Source organism: Streptomyces sp. UW30 (genome assembly GCF_008042075.1).
In the GTDB taxonomy this organism is placed as follows: Bacteria; Actinomycetota; Actinomycetes; order Streptomycetales; family Streptomycetaceae; genus Streptomyces.
Window position 1 is genome coordinate 421,310 of record NZ_RDBN01000053.1, and the last position, 22,053, is coordinate 443,362.

At 72.3% G+C, this 22,053-nt stretch carries 23 protein-coding genes; 14 read left to right on the forward strand and 9 right to left on the reverse strand.

The genetic code is table 11. The annotated features are described in order from the left end of the window. From EAO75_RS36075 to EAO75_RS36090, 4 genes are all read right to left on the reverse strand, one after another. A partial coding sequence (locus tag EAO75_RS36075; RefSeq protein ID WP_187284728.1) for a tyrosinase family protein occupies positions 1-523 on the reverse strand: 523 nt, incomplete at its 3' end. Beyond that, positions 507-1,010, reverse strand: a complete 504-nt coding sequence (locus EAO75_RS36080) for a tyrosinase cofactor (protein WP_147999347.1) — start codon at positions 1,008-1,010, stop codon at positions 507-509. The genes EAO75_RS36075 and EAO75_RS36080, both read right to left, overlap by 17 nt. 108 nt (positions 1,011-1,118) lie before the next feature. Further along, positions 1,119-1,709, reverse strand: coding sequence for a vitamin K epoxide reductase family protein (locus tag EAO75_RS36085; RefSeq protein WP_147999348.1), 591 nt, complete (start codon positions 1,707-1,709; stop codon positions 1,119-1,121). 104 nt (positions 1,710-1,813) lie between these two features. Continuing rightward, positions 1,814-2,560 (reverse strand): beta-glucanase, encoded by a 747-nt coding sequence (locus tag EAO75_RS36090; protein ID WP_315987610.1) that lies wholly within the window; start codon positions 2,558-2,560, stop codon positions 1,814-1,816. Positions 2,561-2,775: 215 nt separating this feature from the next. Between EAO75_RS36090 and EAO75_RS36095 the strand changes: the two genes are divergently transcribed. The 4 genes from EAO75_RS36095 (at position 2,776) to EAO75_RS36110 (ending at position 4,734) form a co-directional block, all read left to right on the forward strand. Beyond that, positions 2,776-3,171 carry a hypothetical protein gene (locus EAO75_RS36095; protein ID WP_261989568.1) on the forward strand — a complete coding sequence of 132 codons (396 nt, stop codon included), beginning with the start codon at positions 2,776-2,778 and terminating at the stop codon, positions 3,169-3,171. A 445-nt stretch (positions 3,172-3,616) separates the two neighbouring features. Further along, positions 3,617-3,967, forward strand: a complete 351-nt coding sequence (locus EAO75_RS36100; RefSeq protein WP_147999349.1) for a hypothetical protein — start codon at positions 3,617-3,619, stop codon at positions 3,965-3,967. A 62-nt stretch (positions 3,968-4,029) separates the two neighbouring features. Then, on the forward strand, positions 4,030-4,350 hold the full coding sequence (locus EAO75_RS36105) for a hypothetical protein (RefSeq protein ID WP_147999350.1): 321 nt from the start codon (positions 4,030-4,032) through the stop codon (positions 4,348-4,350). Between the two features lie 63 nt (positions 4,351-4,413). Then, the gene (locus EAO75_RS36110) at positions 4,414-4,734 is read left to right on the forward strand and encodes a hypothetical protein (RefSeq protein WP_147999351.1); all 321 of its coding nucleotides are present in this window, start codon (positions 4,414-4,416) and stop codon (positions 4,732-4,734) included. 333 nt (positions 4,735-5,067) lie between these two features. Here EAO75_RS36110 and EAO75_RS36115 read toward each other — a convergent pair whose 3' ends face one another. Both EAO75_RS36115 and EAO75_RS36120 read right to left on the reverse strand, forming a co-directional pair. After that, positions 5,068-5,373: a hypothetical protein gene (locus EAO75_RS36115; protein WP_147999352.1), complete on the reverse strand. Its 306-nt coding sequence runs from the start codon at positions 5,371-5,373 to the stop codon at positions 5,068-5,070. Between the two features lie 182 nt (positions 5,374-5,555). Next, positions 5,556-6,263, reverse strand: coding sequence for a hypothetical protein (locus EAO75_RS36120; protein ID WP_147999353.1), 708 nt, complete (start codon positions 6,261-6,263; stop codon positions 5,556-5,558). A 370-nt stretch (positions 6,264-6,633) separates the two neighbouring features. On the opposite strand from EAO75_RS36120, the gene EAO75_RS36125 reads away from it, so the two are divergent. From EAO75_RS36125 to EAO75_RS36160, 8 genes are all read left to right on the forward strand, one after another. Next, positions 6,634-7,773, forward strand: coding sequence for a glycosyltransferase family 4 protein (locus EAO75_RS36125; protein ID WP_147999354.1), 1,140 nt, complete (start codon positions 6,634-6,636; stop codon positions 7,771-7,773). After that, on the forward strand, positions 7,770-9,254 hold the full coding sequence (locus tag EAO75_RS36130) for an exopolysaccharide biosynthesis polyprenyl glycosylphosphotransferase (protein ID WP_147999355.1): 1,485 nt from the start codon (positions 7,770-7,772) through the stop codon (positions 9,252-9,254). The genes EAO75_RS36125 and EAO75_RS36130 overlap by 4 nt, the downstream gene beginning before the upstream one ends. A 48-nt stretch (positions 9,255-9,302) precedes the next feature. Then, positions 9,303-10,628, forward strand: coding sequence for an O-antigen ligase family protein (locus tag EAO75_RS36135; RefSeq protein WP_148000486.1), 1,326 nt, complete (start codon positions 9,303-9,305; stop codon positions 10,626-10,628). Between the two features lie 641 nt (positions 10,629-11,269). After that, positions 11,270-12,907: a murein biosynthesis integral membrane protein MurJ gene (gene murJ / locus EAO75_RS36140; protein WP_147999356.1), complete on the forward strand. Its 1,638-nt coding sequence runs from the start codon at positions 11,270-11,272 to the stop codon at positions 12,905-12,907. Next, positions 12,897-13,688, forward strand: a complete 792-nt coding sequence (locus tag EAO75_RS36145; RefSeq protein WP_147999357.1) for a polysaccharide deacetylase family protein — start codon at positions 12,897-12,899, stop codon at positions 13,686-13,688. Before murJ ends, EAO75_RS36145 begins: the two co-directional genes overlap by 11 nt. Then, positions 13,685-14,827: a glycosyltransferase gene (locus EAO75_RS36150; RefSeq protein WP_147999358.1), complete on the forward strand. Its 1,143-nt coding sequence runs from the start codon at positions 13,685-13,687 to the stop codon at positions 14,825-14,827. The genes EAO75_RS36145 and EAO75_RS36150 overlap by 4 nt, the downstream gene beginning before the upstream one ends. Next, entirely contained in the window at positions 14,824-15,489 is a 666-nt protein-coding gene (locus tag EAO75_RS36155; RefSeq protein WP_147999359.1) for a lipopolysaccharide biosynthesis protein, read from the forward strand. Before EAO75_RS36150 ends, EAO75_RS36155 begins: the two co-directional genes overlap by 4 nt. Next, the gene (locus EAO75_RS36160; RefSeq protein WP_147999360.1) at positions 15,486-16,640 is read left to right on the forward strand and encodes a GNAT family N-acetyltransferase; all 1,155 of its coding nucleotides are present in this window, start codon (positions 15,486-15,488) and stop codon (positions 16,638-16,640) included. The genes EAO75_RS36155 and EAO75_RS36160 overlap by 4 nt, the downstream gene beginning before the upstream one ends. Here the strand turns inward: EAO75_RS36160 and EAO75_RS36165 are convergent. Then, positions 16,600-17,844, reverse strand: coding sequence for a glycoside hydrolase family 26 protein (locus tag EAO75_RS36165; protein WP_147999361.1), 1,245 nt, complete (start codon positions 17,842-17,844; stop codon positions 16,600-16,602). The two genes, EAO75_RS36160 and EAO75_RS36165, sit on opposite strands and share 41 nt — an antisense overlap. A 113-nt stretch (positions 17,845-17,957) precedes the next feature. Next, positions 17,958-19,880: an AMP-dependent synthetase/ligase gene (locus EAO75_RS36170; RefSeq protein ID WP_147999362.1), complete on the reverse strand. Its 1,923-nt coding sequence runs from the start codon at positions 19,878-19,880 to the stop codon at positions 17,958-17,960. Positions 19,881-20,021: 141 nt separating this feature from the next. Here EAO75_RS36170 and EAO75_RS36175 point away from each other — a divergent pair, with 141 nt between their 5' ends. After that, positions 20,022-20,636: a chorismate mutase gene (locus EAO75_RS36175; protein WP_147999363.1), complete on the forward strand. Its 615-nt coding sequence runs from the start codon at positions 20,022-20,024 to the stop codon at positions 20,634-20,636. On the opposite strand, the gene EAO75_RS36180 is transcribed toward EAO75_RS36175, so the two are convergent. After that, positions 20,606-21,139, reverse strand: a complete 534-nt coding sequence (locus EAO75_RS36180) for a winged helix-turn-helix transcriptional regulator (RefSeq protein ID WP_187284729.1) — start codon at positions 21,137-21,139, stop codon at positions 20,606-20,608. The genes EAO75_RS36175 and EAO75_RS36180 overlap by 31 nt on opposite strands. Before the next feature lie 112 nt (positions 21,140-21,251). On the opposite strand from EAO75_RS36180, the gene EAO75_RS36185 reads away from it, so the two are divergent. After that, positions 21,252-22,046, forward strand: coding sequence for an SDR family oxidoreductase (locus EAO75_RS36185; RefSeq protein ID WP_147999364.1), 795 nt, complete (start codon positions 21,252-21,254; stop codon positions 22,044-22,046). Positions 22,047-22,053 lie beyond the last annotated feature (7 nt).

The window sequence follows — 22,053 nt, forward strand, 5'->3', positions numbered from 1 at the left end:
GGAGCAGGGCGTGGTGAGCGCGGCGGACGACGGGGAACTGGGCGTCGCCTACGACCTGTTCAGGCAGTACGCGCGGGCTGCGGGAGCGGCCCAGGTCCCGAGTGAGGAACTCGCCCTCGGTGACGGCTGCCCTGATGGTCCAGTTGCCGGTGGAGTAGGCGAACGGCCCGGTCATCACCCGCCGGTCACCGGGCCGCCCGTTGCCGCCGAGCAGTTCGTCGGTCCACGGCAGCGAGGTGGTCCTGCGGTCCCGGGTCCAGTCCCAGTACGGCACCGTCACGGAGGAGTCGACACGGCGCAGCGCCTCCTCCAGGTCCAGCAGGAACCTGCGGTGCCAGGGCAGGAAGGAGGGCGTCATGTGCGCGGCGCGCAGGCCCCGGTCGCCGTCCCCGACGAAGTGCGCGATGTGCAGCCGTACGAACTCGTCGTACTCGCCCCGCCGCTTGATCTCCAGCAACGCCTCGACGAACCGCCGCCGCTCGGCACGCGACAGCTTGCTCACGTTCTTACGCACGTACACCATGTTCTGCCTCCCTGTGCGGATGCCCGCCGCCGAACGGCCCGGGGGCCAGATCGCGCAGCCGCTCGCGAGGCCCGAGTTCGTCGACAGCCGCGCGGGTCGCCTCCAGCGGGGTCCCGTACCAGCTGTAGTGGTCGACCATGCTCAGCCAGGTGCCGTCGGCCCGGCGCATCAGGTGCAGCGGCTTGCCGTCCACGGTGACGTGCCAGGCGACGTCGAGAGCGCTGAGGCCGCCGTGGGACACCGGAACGCCCTGGATACGGCGGCCCCGATAGGTCTCGTCGAAGGGACCGTCGGCGCCGGCGCCGGGTGGCCGGTCGGCGGACCTCGAGGGCCGGGAGGCGGTGATGACGGGGGCGAGCGCCAGGGCGCAGGAGCCGAGCAGCATCCGCGCCGCCTCCCGCCGCGTCCACCCCCGGGGTTCACTGCCCACGGGGGCGTCCTCGCCCTGGACCCCACCCACCGAAACCCCACCTGCGCTGACGGTCATCGCTCACTCCTCGTACGGTTCGGTGTTCGTACGAGTAGCAGTTCAGGGCGCCCGAGCCGTCACCACCCAGGCGTTGGCACGGCCGTGTCAACCCGGGTGCAGCAATGCTCAGCTTGTCCAGAAGTCCCACCACCGGGTCAGGATCAGCATGCCGACGATGCCGATGTGCAGCACCGGAAGCACCCAGGTGAACTCGTCGAGGAAGGCCCGCACGGGGCGCGGCGCGGGCAGGAAGCCGACGCGCACGATCAGCGACGTCACGTACCAGAACAGCGGGATCGTCCCGAGCCAGGCCAGACAGCACCACAGGCACAGGGCGTTGATCCGGTACAGGGACTCGAACTGGAGCCAGGAGACGAACCCGACCCCGAACAGGCAGCCCACCGCGAAGGTCAGCCAGTACCAGCGCGGGAAGGTGGCCCCGGCCAGCAGGCTCACGCCGACGCAGATCACGATGCCGTAGGCCACCAGGCCGAGCATCGGGTTGGGGAACCCGAACGCCTCGGCCTGGTCGCTCTCCATCACGCTGCCGCAGGACACCACGGGGTTCAGGCTGCAGCCCGGGGTGAAGTCGGGGTCCTCCAGGAGCTTGAACTTGTCGAGGGTGATGACCCAGGAGGCCAGCAGCCCGGCCGCCCCGCAGACCACCAGGAGCAGGGCGAACGCCCGGCTGGCACCGGCACGTGAGTTAGGGACCACCGCGCGACCTTATCGACGGCCAGAAGGACCCTTCGGCGCGCTCTCACCCGACCGGCCGACAGCAGGCGGGCCCGCCGCCCGAACGGGGGATCCCGGCCGTGCGGTCAGCGATGGACGCGGACGTAGTCGACGTCGAAGGTGATCGGGTCCGGGCCGCAGGGCGCCGGGTGGTGCTCGCCGGCGCTCAGCGACAGGTTCAGGATCAGATACGCCGACCAGTCGCGGCCGACGCCGGTGCCGTCGGAGAAGACGCACTCGCCGTTGACGTACCACTCGACGCATCGCTCGCCGTAGCGGGTGCCGATGGTCACCCACCGGCCCGGGGCGACCGCGTGGTCGTCGGTGAAGTAGTTCACCGCGCAGTTGACGTGGTTGGACAGCTCCAGCAGGTGCGGGTTGTCCGGGTGGTACTCGAAGCTGTCGACCTCGTTCTGCCCGTCCTTCCAGGTCCACAGCGCCGGCCAGGCCCCCGTCCCGGAGGGCAGCCGGACGCGGGTCTCGACGAGGTCGCCGGTCCGCACCTGAAAGCCCTCGTCGGAGTACTCGGTGGTGAGCAGCCCGGTGCGCCAGGCCTGCCGGCCGTTCTCCAGGGTGCGGCCGTCCGGGGTGGCGGTGAAGGTGGCCACGCCGTCCGAGACGGTCACACAGCCGGGGTCGAGCCAGTCGAGTTTGTTGTCGTCCGGGTTGTGATCGCAGTAGCGGAAGGCGCTGGTCCGGTCGCCGACCCATCTGGCTCCCCAGGCGATGGGTGCGTCGAACTCCTCCGCCCAGACCAGCGATCCGACAGGGGTCCGCGGCGGCGTGAATTTGTCCCCGCCGGTGATCATGTCGAGGAGGTCACTGAATTTCATATTCCCGATCATGCATGCGGCCCGGCCGAACCGGAAGCACCATAGGATGAATTGATTCGCGGACCAGCTGCCAATCCCTCCGAATGCCTCTGCGCATTGCATTCTTCACTCCTGCGACTTTCATGCGTATGGAGTAACGCGTCGCTTTTGCAGTGCTGATGGACTGCTATGTTCTCCAACCGTTGGATCAGAGGTACTTTCAAGCGAGGTGAATCATGAAGAAGGCAGTTTTCACCACTGCGGCGTTGGCGATCGGTGCGGGTCTTGTGGGTGGTTCCGCCGCGGCGGCATCGGCCATCGGCGGCGGTTCGGGGCTCTCCACCAGCCCGCTCGGGCTCATGTCCCCGACCAAGGTGAGCCCGGCCGTCGTGCCGGCCGCGGATGTCGTGGCGGGGCTGGCCAGGGACGGAGGGATCGCCAAGGGCAGCGCGTTCGACAAGAAGAGCCCGGAGCAGCCGATGTCCGGCATCTACCTGGACGGCATGGACCCGGACGCCGTGAGGCAGCCCACTATTCCGGTGAAGAACCCGGCCGGCAGCGGCTCCGTGCAGGTCCGCCCGCTGAAGGCGCCGACCTCGGCCGGACTCGGCACCCTGCTCCCCAACAAGTGACGCCCCGGCACCCTTACGAGTCGGCCGTACCGGTGAAAGCCGGCCCCGGAATTCCGAGACTCTGATCCGGTTCTCGGCTGCCGGAAGACCGTCGGCAGGCCCGGACGCTGGATCCGGACCCGCAGTTCCAGCTCCGCTCACGGCGGGCCCACGAGCCCACCGGCACCCGTGAACCAACTGTCCGGCCCACCGGCCCTCCCCTCGCCTGTGGGCCGGACGCATGTCTGCGCCCAGGCCGCCCGGAATCCATTCGCCCGACCGGCCGGACATTTCCAAGGGCCTTCCCGGGGAATGGACGTAAAGCCGGATCCGCCGTACGGCACCTGGCGTTGCGCCATCCGATGGAATCTGCCCAGGTTTGAATGTTCGCACCGTGACTTATGCACGCATATAGGGGTTTCCTTTTCGTAAGCGTGCGCAACCGTGAATTCAGGAAGGAACCGAGTTGCCCAAGAAGTTCGCGGTCATCACGGCCCTCGCCCTCAGCACCGTCGTCAGCACCGCAGGCATCGCCTCCGCCGGTGGCTACGGCAACGGCGGCAACAGCACCAGCGGCACCACCACGACCGTCAAGGGCGGCGACGGCTTCTCGGCGTCCCCGGTCGTTGTGAACGCCCCTCAGCAAGGCGTTCTCGTCGTCAACGGCACCCTCGTCGACGGTCGATGCCTCGCCCCGTGGTCCAACGGATCCGTCCTCGGCGGCGTAGCCGCGCCGAACTCGAAGTACGCCGCCTGCAACACGGCCCAGGTCGAGCAGGGGCGGAACGCCGTCCACGCGGGCGGCCTGCTCTTCTGACCCCTGCTCCGAGCTATTCGGATCAGGCGAATCACCAAACGCCACCCGGAAAGGCGCAACTCATGCTTAAGAAGGTTACGGCCATCTCCGCCCTCGCGGCAGGCATCGCCCTCGCGGCCGGGGGCACCGCAACGGCCGACACCAACACCACCACCGTCAAGGGTGGTAGCGGCTTCTCGGCGTCCCCGGTCGTCGTGAACGCACCGCAGCAGGGAATCGCGATCGTCAACGGCACCGTCGTCGACCTGCGCTGCGCCGTGCCGTGGTCGAACGGCGCCGTCCTCGGCGGCACCGTGGCCCCGAACTCGAAGTACGCCGCCTGCAACACCGCCAAGGTCGAGCAGGGGCACGGCGAGGTCTACAAGGGCGGCCTGCTCTTCTGACCCCTGCTCCGAGCGATTCGGATCAGGCGAATCACCCAAACGCAGCCCGGAAAGGCTCAACTCATGCGTAACAAGGTTACGGCCATCTCCGCCATCGCCGCGGGCATCGTTCTCGCGACCGGTGGCTCCGCCGCGGCCGACACCGACACCACCACCGTCAAGGGCGGTAGCGGCTTCTCGGCGTCCCCGGTCGTCGTCAACGAACCGCAGCAGGGCATCGCCGTCGTCAACGGTGCCGTCCTCGACGCGCGTTGCCTCGCCCCGTGGTCCAACGGCGCCGTCCTCGCCGGCACCGTGGCCCCGAACTCGAAGTACGCCGCCTGCAACACCGCCAAGATCGAGCAGGGGCGGGGCTCGCTGCACTTCGGCGGCCTCATCTTCTGAGCAGTGCTTCGCCCGATGGCGGTCCGCCGGAACCCCGGTGGACCGCCATCGGCGTTTCGCCCACCACGTGCCCCGGCAAAGCTGTGGGCCCTGTCCGCATCAAAGAGCGGACAGGGCCCACAGTCATTTCGAGAGGCGCCGGCAAGGAGGAAAGAGCGCCCATTCACAGGGACCAACGCCGCCACCCCGCCCGCGGTCACCCTGAGTCGTCCGTTCGGCCCAATACGGCCGTCGAAAATCACACTCCGTCACATCATCGGGGTCGGACATGCCGAAGGGCCGGCTCCGAGGGTTCGGAGCCGGCCCCGGGCATCGAGCCGACGGGCGGCGAACTCACCTGTTGAGCGGAAGTCCGCCGAGCAGCTGGCCGTCGACGGGGTTGGGCAGCGTGCCACCGAAGACGGGGGTCTTCACCACGCCCGACTCCTTCACACCCGTCTTCACCTTGTCCGCCGTGCGCTTCACGTTGTTGCCCACGTAGCCGGTCGGCACCTTGGCGGCGGTGGGGAGACTACGGGTGACCGTCTTACCGTTGTCGACGAGGCCGTGCCCCGACATGTCCACCGCGGATGCGGGAACAGCGGCGCCGGCAATGGCAAGGGAGCCGGCGACAACGGCAGCAGCCTTCAGGTTATTCATCGTGTTCCTTTCCAGGTAAATCCGGTCCTCGTTCTCCCGGGCTAACGAGAGGGGCACCGCTCGGAAACTCCGCGGCCTCAAGTTCCTGGAACTCATACGAAAAGACCCGTTGCACCGACAACGGCCGGCACAACGGGTCGCGAGGATCGGCGACTGCTTCGCCTCAGGCACTGGTCCTGGTATCAGCCGGTGGGCAGTCCGGACAGTTCCGCGGCGGGCAGACCGGCCTCCTTGAGCGTGGCGACGGAGACGTTCACCAGGGCCTGGAGCACATTGTCGGCGCTGGTGTCCACGTCTTGGGACAGGCCGGAGGTGAGTACGCCCAGCAGGGCGTCGAGGGTCTTGCCGAGGGCGCCGAGGGCGTCCTCGGTGAGGTTCGCCGGCAGGGTGGAGGCGGGCGTGGTCCCAGCGGTCTCGGGCTCCGCCTCGACTGCCTCCTCGGTCGCCGCCTCGGCCTCGGCGAGCGCCTCCTTCCTGAGCTCCTCGGCCTCCTTCATGGCCGCGTCGACCTCCTTCTTGGCCTCGGCGAGGGCGTCCTTCCTGGCCTGTTCGGCCTCCTTGCGGGCCTGCTCGACCTCCTTCCTGGCCTGGGCGACAGCTTCCTTGGCGGCTTCGGTGAGCTCCTTCGCCTCCGCCGCGGTGAGCGGGTCGTCGTCGTCGAGGGCGCTGTCCAGCAGGCGGGTCACCGGGGTCAGTACGGTGCCGAGGCCGGCCAGCACATGGGCCTGGTCCTGGAGCGCGGGGCGCGCCGGGACGGCGGCCCGGGACGCGGCGCGGGTGTCGGCGCGGCCGGAGTCGGGCGGGGCCGCGAGCGCGGGGGCGGCCGTGCCCAGGAAGAGGGCCGCGCACAGGGCCGAAGTGGTGAGGTGTCGGGTGGTCGGTGACGGCATTGAGTTCCCCTAGTGCGAGTTTCGGATCGTGCGATCACCGTTAAACCGCCACGGCGCGCCCGCAACCGGTCGCACTCCGAACAGACCAAGCCCCTGCCGATCGGGTGGCCGTTCGTAAAAACACACCGGATGGCGACTCCGAATGGGTGGTCCCACGCGGGAAACAACTCGGAAAACGCCGCCGCTCCAACACTGTTGACCGGATAGAAGATAAATATGGATAAGTGGCTGGTGCTGCTTATCTGCTGAACCCACGAAGCCGGTTGAAGCACAGACCCTCTCGAACAGGCGCGGGATCTTATATCGGGAACGCGAGCCACACATCGTGTTACTGGTTCGGACTCATTTCTTCGGAAGGGCAGCTTCGGTCATGCGCATCGCGCCGCACATCCTGCATGTCGCCCAGCCCGTCGAGGGGGGTGTCGCACGGGTCGTGACGGACCTGGCCGCGGCGCAACTCGCGGCGGGGCTGCGGGTGACCGTGGCCTGTCCGAGAGGCGGCACGCTGGCGTACGACGTACGCGCGCTGGGCTGCCGGGTCCTGCGCTGGGACGCGACCCGCTCACCGGGGCACCGGCTCCCGGGCGAGGTACGGCGGTTGGCGCGGCTGGTGCACGACGTGCGGCCGGACCTGGTGCACGCGCACAGCGCGAAGGCCGGACTCGCGGCCCGGCTCGCGGTGCGCGGCGCCCTGCCCACCGTCTTCCAGCCGCACGCCTGGTCGTTCGAGGCCGCCGACGGAGCCGCCGCGCGGCTGGCGCTGGCCTGGGAGCGGTTCGGCGCGCGCTGGGCGGCGCGGGTGCTGTGCGTGAGCGAGGCCGAGCGGCGTACCGGCTACCGGGCCGGCATCACCGCCCGGTGGCGGGTGGTCCCCAACGGTGTCGACACCGACCGGTTCCGGCCGGAGGGGGACAGCGCACGGTCCGGGGCGGGTCCGCTCGTGGTGTGCGTGGGCCGGCTGTGCCGCCAGAAGGGGCAGGACGTGCTCCTGCGGGCCTGGCCCGAGGTGGTGCGGCAGGTGGCCGGGGCCCGGCTGGTGATGGTCGGTGACGGCCCGGACGCGGCGCGGCTGCGCGCGGCCGCGCCTGCGTCGGTGGAGTTCGCCGGCGGGACGCCGGACACCGCCGCCTGGTACCGGGCCGCCGATGTCGTGGTCCTGCCGTCGCGCTGGGAGGGCATGGCGCTCGCCCCGCTGGAGGCCATGGCGTGTGCCCGGCCGGTCGTCGTCACGGACGTGGACGGGGCGGCCGAGAGCCTTCCGCCCGCACATCGGCCGGACTGCCTGGTGCCGTCGGAGGACCCCGGGGCGCTGGCGCGGGCGCTCACGGCGCTGCTGTGCGACGAGCCGCTGCGCTCGGCGCTGGGCGCGCGGGGCCGCTCGCATGTGCTCCACGCCCACGATCTGCAGCGGGCCACGGACGCAGTGACCGACGTCTACCGCGAGCTGCTCGGCGTCTCCTGCGCGCAGGCCGCCGGACCCAACGAGGGCAGGAAGTGCATCCCCACATGACCGCGGAAAGTACCGTTGCCTCGCCGGCGGGGCCGCAGCGGGTGCCCCAGGGCGCCGTCTCCGTCCTCGCCCCGCGCGGCCAGGCCGCCGGACGCCGGGGGACCGCCGGGCGGGGACCGCGCCGTCCGCACCGGACCTCCCGCGCAAGGCGGGCCTCCCGGACGTCGCTGTGCCTCGTCGACGGCGGCGCGGCCCTGCTGGGCGCCCTGGCCCTGCCCGCGCCGCACAGGTACCCGCTGGTCGTCGCCCTGCTGGGGCTCGGTGTGCTGTGGCTGAACCGGCGTGCCTCCCTGTACGACACCTCCGCGGCGACCGGCGTGCTCGACGAACTGCCCGCCGTCTGCGGCCGGATCGCCGTCGGCTGGGCCGTCGTCGCGGCGCTCTCTCCGCTGCGGTCGCTCCCGCCGGCCCTGCTGGCCGCCGCGGTCGCCGTGCACTGCGCGGCGGCCTGCGCCGGCCGCACGGCGGTGCACGGGCTGCGGCGCCGGGCGCTGCGCCGCCGGCCCTGTCCGGCCCTGGTGGTCGGCCCCCTCGCGGCGGCCCGCCGGGTGTCGGCGGCGCTGCTGCGCCAACCGGACTGCGAGGTACGGCCGGTGGGGATCGTCGCCGACGACCCGGAGGTCCTCGGTGAAGCCGACGACGAGCTCGGGCTGCCGGTGCTCACCACCGCGCTGGAGGCGCGACGCGCTCTCATCCAGAACGGGGTGGGCACGGTCCTCGTGGTGGGGGCCGCCACCCGGGTGGAGAAGGCCGCGGTGCTGCGGGCGCTGGCCGCGCACGGCTGCGCGCTGTGGGAGCTGGACGCGGATCCGCCGTCGTACGGCTTGGCCGGGCACCGCCCGGAGTCGGGGCATCTGGCCGGGTTCTCGCGCCGGTTGCTGCGGCCGGAGGGCGGGCGGCGCCGCGGCAGCGCGGGCAAGCGGGCGCTCGACGTGGTGCTCTCCGGGGCGCTGCTGGTGCTGGCCGCGCCGGTGCTGCTGGTGTGCGCGCTCGTGCTGCGGGTCACGGACGGGCCGGGCGTGGTGTTCCGGCAGGAGCGGGTCGGCAAGGACGGGCGGCCGTTCACGATGCTGAAGCTGCGCACCCACCGGCCGGCCAGCGCGCACGAGGCGGCGACCCGCTGGAGCGTGGCGAACGAGCAGGACATGAGCCGCTTCTGCCACTTCCTGCGCCGCACCTCGCTGGACGAGCTGCTCCAGCTGTGGAACGTCTTCCGCGGCGACATGAGCCTGGTCGGGCCCCGGCCCGAACGGCCCTATTTCGTCGCCGAGTTCAGCCAGGCCCACCCCGGCTATCCGGCCCGCCACCGGATGCGGACCGGGATCACCGGGCTGGCCCAGATCCAGGGGCTGCGCGGCGACACCTCGATCGAGGACCGGTGCCGCTACGACAACGCCTACATCGACAACTGGTCGCTGTGGCAGGACGTCTGCATCCTGCTGCGCACGGCGGCCCAGTTCGTCCGGCCGACGGGGAGCTGAGGACCGGTGAGCACTGATACGGCAGCCCCTCCCCGGCCGGCGGCCAGGATGTCGCCGTCGGCGCGGCGCCGGGTCCGCTCCGTGCGGCCCGTCCTGTCCGTGCTGCCGGTCGTCGCGGTCGTCGTCCTGCTGGGGCTGCCGGTCGTGCCGGGCAGTTCCGCGACTCCCGCCGACGCCGCCTCGGGGCTCGTCGTGCTGTGGGCGCTCGTCGACACCGTGCTGCGGGCGCGGCGGCCTCTGACGCGGACCGCGGCGGTGGTGTTCGGGCTGCCCGTGGTGGGCATCGCGGTCGCCGCGGCGGGTGCGGTGACCGCCTCCGACGCGATCACCGGACTGGCCCGCTATCTCCAGGTGTTCGTGCTCATCCCGGTCGCGGTGATGCTGCTGGTGCGCGACCGGCGAGGGGCGCGGCTGCTGCTGTGGTCCCTGGTCGGACTCGCGCTGTGGCAGGGCGCGATCGGCGTGAAGCAGTACCTCACCGGGACCGGAGCCTCGTATCAAGGGGCCTTCATCCGGGCCGTGGGCACCTTCGGGCCGTCCGACGTGATGGGCATGGCCACGGTCGTCGCCCTCGGGGCGGTGGCCGCGACCGGGCTCGCGCTCGGGGCGCCGCAGCGGCGGCAGCGGATCCTGGCGACCGGATGCGTGCTGGTCCTGCTGGTGCCGCTCGCGCTGTCCTTCAGCCGGGGCGCCTGGATCGCGACGGCCCTGGCCTGCGGGGCGCAGTTGCTGATGGCGGGAGTGCGGCGGGCGGCGAAGGTGTTCGCGGCGGCTGTCGCGGCCTCGGTGGTGCTGGTCGGCGGGCTCGGCGTGGGCGCGAGCGCGTTGCAGGAGCGGCTGACCAGCATCACCCAGGTCACCGACGCGCCGGACCAGTCGGTCATCGACCGCTACACCATGTGGGCCGCGGCGGCCGGCATGTGGCGCGAGCACCCGGTGACCGGCGTGGGCCTGAAGGCGTTTCCGGCGTACCGGGACGGCCATGCCTCGCTCGCGCTGTCGTCGGGCAGCGACACGGAGGGAGCGGGCCAGGCCTACCGGCGCCAGCCCCTGCTCTCCCCGCACAACATGTATCTGCTGCTGCTGAGCGAGCAGGGCATGTTGGGCCTGGTCACGGTCGCGGGCAGCTGGCTGGCGCTGCTGGTGTGCGCGGTGCGCCGGCTGCGGCGCAGCGGCGGGCTCGCCCGGGAGTGCGCGGTGCCGGTCTGCGGGCTGCTGCTGTGGCAGCTCGTCAACTTCCTGTACTCCGACATCGGCGGACCCTCCACGGTCCTGACGGCCGTCTGCCTCGGCATGGCCGCGTGGTGGGGGCTGGCGCACAACGAACCGAGCGCCCCGGTGACGGCCCCGGCCACGGAATCGGGCGCACGATGAGTCCCGGCCCGGCGACGCCCGGGGACGCCCTCGCCGCGACCGTCGGCTTCAGGGCCGACGGCGCCGACGCCACGCCCCCGGCCCACGTGAGCACCCCGCACCCGACYGGCACGAGAGCCCGGGTGGGCAGCCCGCGCCCGGTCGGGGCCCTCGCCGYCTTCACGACCACCGTGAACCCCGCGCCCCCACCCGGGGACGCCCTCGCCGCGACCGTCGGCTTCAGGGCCGACGGCGCCGACGCCACGCCCCCGGCCCACGTGAGCACCCCGCACCCGACAGGCACGAGAGCCCGGGTGGGCYGCCCGCGCCCGGTCGGGGCCCTCGCCGACTTCACGACCACCGTGAACCCCGCGCCCCCYCCCGGGGACCGCCCCGACCACGCGACCGACCCGGAAGCCCCCCACCCGACCGGCGAACACCCCGCTCGCGTCTCCGAGTTCAAGACCCCCCGCACGGCGGGCCTCGGCGCAGGTCGCACGGTCGGCTTCGGCCGCCCGCGTGCCACGGACACCCGTCGTCCATCTGTCTCCGGCGACGGCGAGGCGAGCACGTCCATCGCGGACAGCAGGGCGATCAGGTCGGGCGCTTCGTCGGTGGGGTCCGGCAGACACGGCCGCTCGCCCGTCACCCGCACCGAAGAGATGCGCCAGCACCTGATCCCGCCCGAGCCCGAGCACCGCCCCAGCGCTGCCACCCGACGCTTCCTCGCTCGGGCGACCCTGTTGTCCGCCGCGCTGTCGATGGCCGGGGCGGTGCTCGGGCTCGGGCGGGATCAGGTGCTGGCGCATCTCTTCGGTGCGGGTGCGCAGAGCGACGCGTTCCTGGTGGCCTGGACGGTGCCGGAGATGGCGTCGACGCTGCTGATCGAGGACGGCATGGCGTTCGTGCTGGTGCCGGCGTTCAGCCTGGCGCTGGCCCGCCGGGCGGCGCACGGACCCGGCGCCCCCGACCCCGTGCGGGCCCTGGTAGCCGCCTCGCTGCCGCGGCTGTGCCTGGCCCTCGCCGGTACGGCGGCCCTGCTCGCGGCCGGGGCGCCGCAGCTGGTCTCCCTCCTCGCGCCGGGCCTGTCCGACCCGTCCCTGGCCGTGTCCTGCACCCGGCTCACCGCGACCTGCGTGCTGAGCTTCGGGCTGGCCGGCTACTCCAGCGCGGCGCTTCGGGCCCACCGCAGCTATCTCGCCCCCGGCGCCATCTACATCGCGTACAACATCGCGATCATCACCACGATGTTCGCCCTCGGCGCGCGCTGGGGCGTACGGGCCGCCGCTCTCGGTGTCGCGCTCGGCGGATGCCTCATGGCGGCCGTACAGGCGCCGTCGCTGTGGCGGCGCATCGCCCGGCGGCCCGAGGGGGCGGCGCCGGCGCCGGCGTCCCCGTACGAGGGAGACGGTGGCCGGACGGTCGCGCTCGGGCTGGTCTGCGCGGTGCTGCTGTTCGCCCTGTGCCGGCAGTCGCAGGTCCTCATCGAGCGGTTCCTCGCGGCCGGGCTGCCCGCCGGGGCGATCTCGCACCTCAACTACGCCCAGAAGGTTGCCCAGTTGCCGATGTCGCTGTCGATGATGGTGTGCGTCGTCACCTTCCCGGTGGTGGCGCGGGCCATCGCCGAGGGCGACACACGGCGGGCCGGTGAGCGGGTCGAGCGGGACCTGGCGCTGATGGCCTGCCTCGTCCTGCTCGGCACCGCGGTGGTCGTCGCCGGCGCCCCGCAGATCGTCCAACTGCTGTTCCAGCGCGGTGCGTTCACCGCGCAGGACACCGCCGCCACCGCCGCCGTCATGCGGGTGTACGCGCTCGGCCTGCTGGGTCAGACGCTGGTGGGGGCGCTCGTGCGGTCGTACTTCTCGACGGGCCGCACCACCTGGTTCCCGCTGGCCGCGATGGGCGCGGGCGCGCTCGCGACCGCCGGGATCGGCCTGTGGGCCGTGGACCCCTGGGGCGCGCGCGGCATCGCCGCGGCCAACGCGGCCGGTATCACCCTCACCGCGCTGCTCCTGCTGCTGGGGCTCGGGCCGCGCACCGTGCCCGTGCGCGTTCGCCTCGTCGTCGCCGAACTGTCCCGGCCGGTGCGCGCGGCCGTCTGCGCCACCGTGGCCGGGCTGTGGTGCGCGCGGCAGTTCGACTCGCCCGCGGCCTGCGTCGCCGCCTGCTGTCTGGCCGTGACCGCCGTCTTCGTCCTGCTGGCCTGGGTCCTCGACGCGGCCGGCGCCCGCTCCCTCCTGCTTCCCGTCGCGCATTCCGTCCGTAGCTCCGTCACACGAAAGCTTCGCCATGGTCGCTGACATCACGGCCGCGCCACCCGCGGCCGAACCCCTTCCCGCCCCGGTCCCGCAGGGACGCCCGAAGCGGCCGCCCGCCGCCTGGGTGGCCATGTACCACTCCGTCTCGAACTGCCCGGACGACCCGTACGACATCACCGTCACCCCCGGGCGCCTGGAGCGGCAGTTCGCCTGGCTGGCCGCGCGCGGACTGCGCGGGGTGAGCGTCCGCGAGCTGCTCGCGGCGCGCGCCCACGGTCAGGAGCGCGGCCTGGTGGGCCTCACCTTCGACGACGGGTACACCGACTTCGTCACCACCGCCCTGCCCGTGCTGCACCGCTGGGGTTTCACGGCGACCGTGTTCGTGCTGGCGGGGCTGCTCGACGGCGAGAACTCCTGGGAGCTGATCGGCCCGCGCAAGGCCCTGCTCGACGCGGACGGCGTCCGCTTCGCCGCGGACGCGGGCATGGAGATCGCCTCGCACGGGCTGCACCACATCGATCTGACCGGGGCCCACGACGAGGAACTGGACGCCGAGGTCACCGACAGCAGGCACCAGCTCGCCCGGATCACCGGCGACGACGTCGAGGGCTTCTGCTACCCGTACGGCCATCTCGACGAGCGGGCCGTGGACGCCGTACGCCGCGCCGGCTACCGCTACGCCTGCGCGATCAAGCCCGGCCCGGCCGGCTCCGGCGACCTCGCGCTGCCTCGCATCCACATCGGCGAGGCGGACACCTCGATGCGGCTGGAGCTGAAGCGGCGCCTGGCCCGGGTCTGCGGACGCGCACTGGAGGCCGTGTGAAGGCCCTCCACGTCATCACCGGCCTCGGCGTCGGCGGCGCCGAACAGCAGCTGCGCCTGCTGCTGCGTCACCTGCCCGCGCAGTGCGACGTGGTGACCCTCACCAACCCCGGCCCGGTCGCCGCGGGCCTGACCGCCGACGGTGTGCACGTCACCCACCTCGGCATGAACGGCAACCGCGACCTGGGTGCCCTCCCCCGCCTCACCCGGCTGATCCGCGACGGCGGCTACGACCTGGTGCACACGCATCTGTACCGGGCCTGTCTCTACGGCCGGATCGCGGCGCGGCTCGCGGGAGTTCGCACCGTCGTGGCCACCGAGCACTCCATCGGCGCCGGCGGGCTGGAGGGCCGGGCGCACAACGTGGGCGTACGCGGGCTGTATCTGGCCGGCGAGCGGCTCGGCCAGGCCACGGTGGCCGTCTCGCCGACGGTGGCCGAACGGCTGCGGCACTGGGGCGTGCCCGGGCAGCGCATCCGCGTCATCCCGAACGGCATCGACGCACCCCGCTTCCGCTACGACGCGGCGCGCCGCAAGGAGGCCCGGGCGTTCCTCGGGCTGCCCGAGGGCGCGTACGTCGTCGGCGGGGTGGGGCGCCTGACGCCGGGCAAGCGCTTCGACCTGCTGCTGCGGGCGCTGGCCCTGCTGCCCGGCGACGTATGGCTGTTGCTGGTCGGCGGCGGGCCCGAAGAAGAGGTGCTGCGGCGCACCGCGCGGGACCTGGGGGTCGCGAACCGGGTGCTGCTGACGGGCGAGCGGCCGTGTCTGCCGGACCCCACCGACGAAGCGCCCGACCTGATCGCCCTGCTGTCCGCGATGGACGTGCTCGCCTCGCCGTCGCCGGAGGAGTCCTTCGGGCTGGCCGTGGTGGAGGCGCTGGCGGCCGGGTTGCCCGTGCTGTACGCGAGCTGCCCCGCCGTCGAGGACCTGTCGCCGGGCGCGGCGCCCGGTGCCCGCCGGGTCACGGGCGGCGCCGGGGCGTACGCGCGCGAGGTGCTGCGGCTGCGGGCGGCGGGACCGGGCGAGCGCAGCGCCCCGGACGCCGTACGCCGCTACGACATCGCGGCCACCGCACGGCAGCTGATGGATCTGTACACGGCCGCTCTGTCCGGTTCGAACCTGGAAGTGAGTTCCTCATGACAGACAACCCCGCTGGGCGTGACCCGCTGTTCGACCGTGCGCGCATGCGGCGGCTGCCCTTGTGGTGGTGGCTGCCGGCCGGTGCGCTGATCGGTGCGGTGGCCGGTGGCGCCTACGGCCAGCTGAGGCCGCCGCAGTTCACGGCGACGAGTTCCGTCGTCGCCGTGCCCAACGGCCGGACCGACGCCGACTGCACCGACGCGCTCGGCTTCGCGCAGGCGTACGGCCGGGTGGCCAAGCAGCTCGCGGTGCTCGGCGACGCACAGGTGTGGGCGGGTGTGCCGGTGTCGACGCTGCGCGAGAGTGTGGACGTCGCGACGTCGCCGGACGCGCCGATGGTCGCGGTCTCGGCGACCTCGCCGGACCCGGGTGAGGCGGTGGACATCGCCAACGCCGTGTCCCGGGCGCTGCTCACCCAGGCCGACCACACCAAGGACGACACCGGCATCAAGCTGGAGCGCCTGTCGCGTGCCGCGCGGCCCACCGAGCCGTCGTCCGCGTCCCCGGCGCTGACCGGGCTCGTGGGCGCGAGCGCCGGAGGTCTGCTGGGCGGCCTCGCGCTGCTGGCCCGGCCGCGGCGGACCGAGGAAGACGACGACACGGGCCGGGCATCGGTACCCGGCCCGGCCAACGCCGCCGACGCCCACGGGACGCGTGGATGACCGCGTCGGGCGGCGCGCTGTCGGTGGAGGTGTGCACCGACGGGCACACCTTCGCCGCTCTGGCCGAGGACTGGGAGCGCCTGTACCGGGCGTGCCCGTCGGCGACGCCGTTCCAGAGCCACGCCTGGCTGCACTCGTGGTGGCTGTCGTACGGCAGAGCGGGCGCGCTGCGGCTCGTCCTGGTGCGCCGGGGCGGTGAACTGGTGGCCGCGGCACCGCTGATGCGGGTGCGCCGGCCGCTGCCGGCACTGGTGCCGATCGGCGGCGCCATCACCGACTTCTGCGATGTGCTCCTCGACGAGGAGGTGGGCGCTCCCGGTGCCGCGGCGCTGGCGGACGGCCTGGCCGGGCTCGCCCGCACCGCTCTCGTCGACTTCGGCGAGGTACGGCCGGGCGGCGCGATGGAGCGGGTCTACCTCTGCTGGCGCGGCCCGCGGCACCGCACCAGCGACTCGGTGTGCCTGGACCTGCCGGCCGTGCCCATGGACCAGTTGGTCGGGCGGCTGCCGGTGGGGCGCGCCCGGCGCATCCGCAGCAAGGTGAACCAGCTCGGCCGGCTCGGCCTGGAGTGGCGCGTCGTACCCCACGACGAGACCGAGGCCGCGGTGCGCCGACTCCTCGAACTGCACCGGCTGCAGTGGGAGGGCAGACGGGTCTCGGCGGAGCATCTGCGGCCACGGTTCCTGGAGCACCTGGTCCGGGCGGCGGTCCCGCTGGCCCGGACCGGGGAGGCGGCGACGACGGAGTTCGTGCTCGAAGGCTCGGTGGTGGCGGTCAACATCACGCTGCTGTCGGGGACGTTGGCGGGGATGTACATGTACGGCTTCCACCCGCAGCTGCGGGAGCGCAAGGTGGACGTGGCGACGATGCTGCTGCACGCGGCCACCGGGCATCTGGCGTCCGCCGGGACCCGGGTGCCGGGCCAGATGCGGACGCTGAGCCTGCTGCGCGGCGACGAGCCGTACAAGTACCGCTGGTGTCCCGAGACGGCCGTCAACCAGCGCTTCCTGCTGGCCCGGCGGCACACGCTCCCGCTGCTGGCGGCCGCCGTCGCCGAGGACGCCGCCCGGCGCCGGGCCAAGAAGCTCCTGCGTGCCCCCTCCGGCTCCGCTAGCGCCGCTGGCGCTCCCCCCACTCCAGACACACGGTGAGCTTGCCGCCGGCCTGGTGCTTCAGCCACTCGTCCAGGTCGACCGGCGTGCACCGCGGCAGCTTGGAGGGCCGGGCCGTGGGCGTCGACGCCGGTTTCGGGTCCGGCCTGGCGGCGGCCTGGGGCGGGGTCGGCGCGTCGACCGCGGGCCCGGGTTTCGGGTCCGGCAGGACGGGAGTGGAGGACAGCAGCACGCGGTACAGGGCGGAGGCACGGGGGTTGTCGGAGCACAGCCACACGCCGTGCGGGCAGTAGTCGGTGATGGTGTTGTACAGCGGCTTGTGCTCGTCCATCCAGGCCAGCATGCGCAGCATGTACGTGATGTTGTCGCCGTTGCGGAACAGGCCCCACTCGGGATACGAGATCGGCTTGCCGTGCTTGCGTGCGAAGTCCACGTGGTGCCGCAGGCCGTAGGGCTCGGCGACCTGCTCGTCGAAGCCGAGTCCCTGCGGCTGGTCGTAGGCGTCCATGCCGATGATGTCGACGACGTCGTCGCCGGGGTAGCACTCGGGCCAGGGGATCGCGTCCATGCCCCGGCTCGGGGCGAAGTCGAACTTGAACCGCTGCCCGTCGACCGAGCGCATCACGTCGACGATGCGCCGCCAGTACCGCTTCCAGCTGTCCGGGTCGGGGCCGCAGCGGTGGGTGTAGGTGATGCCGTTCATCTCCCAGCCGAGCACGATGACCGTGTCCGGCACACCCAGGTCGACCAGCCGCTCGGCCAGCACCTCGAAGTGCTCGTCGAACGCGCCGGCCGCGGCGCGCCGCAGCAGCTTGCGGACGGAGGCGTCGGGGAGGTTCGCCTCGTTGCGTTCCATCATCGGCACGTTGAGCACGAGCATCCGGTCGGACTTGGCGCGCCGCCACTTGGCCCAGCTGTCGAGGAAGCCGTGCGCGCCCTCGATGTTGTGCCACAGGTCCCCCGGCAGATACGTGTGCCCCACGCGCGGCTCCTGGCCGCCGAGCCAGCGGGCGAGCTCCTGCATGCGCCTCACCCCGGTGGGGCCGTAGTGCAGGTACGCGCCGAACGCAGGGCTGCGCGCGGGCACGCCCTGCGGGGAGTGCGCGCCGCCCCGGGGTGGCGGGGACGGGGCGGGGGCCGACRCCCCGAATGCCGGGCCGGGGGCGAGGGCCGCCGCGGCGACCACCGCGACGGTGAGGAACGCCGGCCCTCTGCGGGCGGACCGGCGACGGTCAGGGGCCATACGTCCTCCTTGGTGCGCTGCTCGGTGCGCTCCTCTCACTGAGTGATACGTAGTCATATCCGCGTCGGCCGCACCATTGGAGTGCGGCCGAACGGGCTCTCAGTTGCCATGTCTCAGTTGCCGTACAGCGTCTCGATCTCGTCCGCGTACGCCTTCGTCACCGCGTGCCGTTTGACCTTCAGGGACGGGGTGAGCATGCCGTTGTCCTCGTTGAACTCGCCCTCGACCAGGACGAACGATCGGATCGACTCGGCCCGCGAGACGGCCTCGTTGGTGTAGTCGACGGCCCTTTGGACGTCCGCACGCATGCGGGGGTCCTGGATCACCTCGGACAGCGGGGTGTCGGCGGGCATCTTGCGCACGGCGAGCCAGTGGGCCACCGCGTCCGGGTCGAGGGTGATCAGGGCGCCGATGAAGGGGCGGTTGTCGCCGACGACGAGGCACTGTCCGATCGGTGAGCGGCTGCGCAGGCGGTCCTCCAGGACGGCCGGGGAGACGTTCTTGCCGCCGGAGGTGACGAGGATGTCCTTCTTGCGGCCGGTGATGGTGAGGTAGCCGTCCTCGTCGAGGGCGCCGAGGTCGCCGGTGGCGAACCAGTCGCCCTGGAGTACGGCGTCGGTGGCGGCGGGGTTGTTCCAGTACGAGCCGAAGACGATGCCGCCCTTGATGAGGACCTCGCCGTCGTCGGCGATGCGGACGGCGGTGCCGGGGACGGGCCGGCCGACAGTGCCGGGGCGCGGCTTCAGGGGCGGGACGATGGTGGCGGCGGCCGTCGTCTCGGTCAGGCCGTAGCCCTCGTAGACGAGGATGCCGGCGGCGTAGAAGAACAGGTTGAGGTTGCGGTCGAGCGGGGAGCCGCCGCTGATGGCGTAGCTCATGCGGCCGCCGAGTTCCTTGCGGACGCGGCGGTAGACCAGCAGGTCGTACAGGGCCCAGGCGGCGTAGAGGCCGAGGCCGGGACCTTTGCCGGTGCCGAGGAACTTGTGCAGGTAGGCCTCGCCGAAGCGGACGGCGATGCGGTCGGCGCGGTCGAAGGAGGCGGCGCGGCCCATCTTCTCGGCGGTCGCGCGGCCGGTGTCGTGGATCTTCTCGAAGAGGTACGGGACGCCGACGAGGAAGGTGGGGCGGAACTCCCTGAGCGCCGGGCGGAGTTCGTCGGGCTTGATGCTCGGGCAGTGGCCGATCTCGATACGGGCCATCAGGCAGGCGATCTGGAGGCTGCGGCCGAGGATGTGGGCGAGCGGGAGGAAGAGGAGGGTCGAGGCGGTCTGGCGGGTGACCTCCTTGAAGATCGGGTGCAGCAGCTCGACCGTGTTGGCGGCCTCGGCGTGCAGGTTGGCGTGGGTGAGGACGCAGCCCTTCGGTTTGCCGGTGGTGCCGGAGGTGTAGCAGAGGGTCGCGATGGTGTCGGGGGTGAGGGCCGCACGGCGCTTCGCGACCTCGTCGTCGGGGAGGTGCCGGCCGAGGGCGGTGAGGGCGCCGAGGGCGTCGTCGCCCTCCAACTGCCATACATCCGGCGGCTGTTCGTGTCCGGCCGTGCCGGTCGTGACCGTCTCGGTGTTCTCCTTCGTCTCCGTGACGACGTGGCGGGCGCCCGAGTCGCGGACGATCCACTCGACCTGGTCGGCGGAGGACGTGGCGTAGACGGGGACGCTCTGGCCGCCGGCGGCCCAGATGGCGAAGTCCAGGACCGTCCACTCGTAGCGGGTGCGGGACATCACGGCCACACGGCCGCCGGGTTCGAGACCGGCGGCGATCAACCCGTTGGCGACGGCGGTGACTTCGCGGGCGAAGGCGGTGGCGGTCACCGGCTGCCAGGCGCCCTGCCGTTGGCGGCGCAGGACGACCGCGGTGGGGTCCTCGGCCGCGTTGGTGAAGGGGAGGTCGGCGATGCTTCCGGTGGTGGGCGGCGCTGCGAGGGGTGGGGTGCGGGCCTCGCGGACCACACCGTCGTCGTCCTTGGTGATCTCGACCTTGGTGCGATCCATCAGGTCGGTGCGCTGCTTCGCCCGCTTCAGGTCCTTGCGTACGCCCATGTCGGCTCCCGGTGCCCATCGGACTTACTGAAGAGTCAACTTACTCACGCGTAAGGGAAGGTCAATGGGTCGGGACGCGGTGAGGATGTGCGCGTCTGTACGTTGCTGTACGACCGCCCCCCCCCCACGGAAGGAACCCCCGTGCACTCCCGACGTCTCCGGTCCGCCCTGGTCGCCGTCTGCGCCGCCGCGGCCGTGTCCCTCACCGGCATCGCACCGGCCGCCGCCCACACCTCGACTCCCCTGCCGGCGGGCTCCGTCGCCCCCGTCGCCGCCCACGGACTCACTCCGCTGACCGACCTGTTCGCGGAGCGGCTGCTGGTCGCCGACAAGGTGGCCGCCGCCAAGTACGGCACCGACAAGCCGATCGACGACCCGGTGCGCGAGCAGCAGATCCTGGACGATGTCGCCGCACGGGCGACCGGGCTCGGGCTGGACCCGGAGGCAGTACGGGCCGTGTTCCGGGACCAGATCGAGGCGAACAAGCTGGTGCAGCGCGGCCTGTACGCACGCTGGGACGCGCACCCCGAGGAGCGGCCCACCGAGCGTCCCGACCTGGTCAAGGAGGTCCGCCCGATACTCGACCGCATCACCACCGAGCTGCTGACCGCCCTGAAGGACACGCAGCGGCTACGGACGTCGCCGTCGTGCGAGCCGCGGCTGTACGTCGCGGGCGCCCGGTCGGCGTACGAACATCAGCTGGACGTCCTGCACCTGAGGGGGCTTCAGCGGGCGGCGGCGTCGGTGTGCGGGTGACTCGGTGGTGTCGTTGACGTGGTTCGGGTGTAGCGGGCGCGCATGGCTTCGCCGGCAGCCGGGCCGGCCGTGAACACGTAGGCCCGGCTGTCGTCGAGGCGGCGGCCGGTCCTGGCGTCGACGACCACGGGTTCGACCTCTTCGCCGCTGCCGGTGTCGACCAGGATCATGCTGCGCTGTTCGGGGGTGAGGCGGGAGTTGCCCCATGCGGCGAGTGTGACGATCACCGGGCGCAGGGAGCGGCCCAGGTCGGTCAGGACGTACTCATGGCGGACCGGGCTCGTCTGGTAGGGGCGGCGTTCCAGCAGGCCGTCGGCGACCAGGGTTTTCAGGCGTGCGGTGAGCATGCTGGTGGAGATGCCCAGGTTCTCCTGGAACTGGTCGAAGCGGGTGTAGCCGTCGAAGGCGTCGTGGAGGATCAGCAGCGTCCACCATTCGCCGACGTGCTGCACCGTCGTGGACAGCGGGCATTCGAGGTCTTCTGCCCTGATGCGGCTTGCCAAGGTTGACCACCTCCGGAGAGTTACTGCTAAAGTCGAAGTTAATAGCTTCTATTTTAGCAGTAACGACGGGTGCGGCGCTCACGCCTGCCAGCAGCCGGGAACGGAACTCGCCATGACCACCCCCGTCAGAGCAATCAGCGAATCCCTGAAGGGTCGGCGCGCCCTGGTCACCGGTGGCACGAAGGGGGTCGGCGCGGCCGTCGCCCGACGCCTGGCCCACGCCGGTGCCACCGTGCTGGTGACCGCCCGCAGCCGCCCCGACGACGTCGCGGCACCGGACATGATCATCGCGGACCTGGGCACCCCCGAGGGGGCCGCCACGGTGGTCGAGGAAGCCCTCCGTCGCGTGGGCGGAATCGACATCCTGGTCAACAATCTGGGCGGTTCTCAGGCGCCCTCGGGCGGATACGCGGTCCTCGAAGAGGACGACTGGGCCATGGAGCTCAACGTCAACCTCCTCGCCGCCGTCCGCCTGGACCGCGGCCTGCTGCCCGGCATGATCGAGGCCGGCCGGGGCGTCATCATCCACGTCTCCTCGATCCAGCGCCGCATGCCGCTGTGGAACGGCACTCTCGCCTACGCCGCCGCCAAGGCCGCCCTGACCACCTACAGCAAGGGCCTGGCCAACGAGGTCGCCCCGCACGGCGTCCGCGTCAACACCGTCGCCCCCGGTTTCGTCCGGACCACCGCGGCTGACGAGCTCGTCGCCCGCATCGCCGAGAACGCCGGCATCGCCCACGAGGCGGCGCTGAAACAGCTCATGGACTCCCTCGGCGGCATCCCACTGGGCCGTCCCAACGGCCCCGAGGAAGTCGCCGAACTCATCGCCTTCCTCGCCTCCGACCGCGCCCGCGCCATCGTCGGCGCCGAGCACGTCATCGACGGCGGCACCGTCCCCACCGTGTGAACCCCCG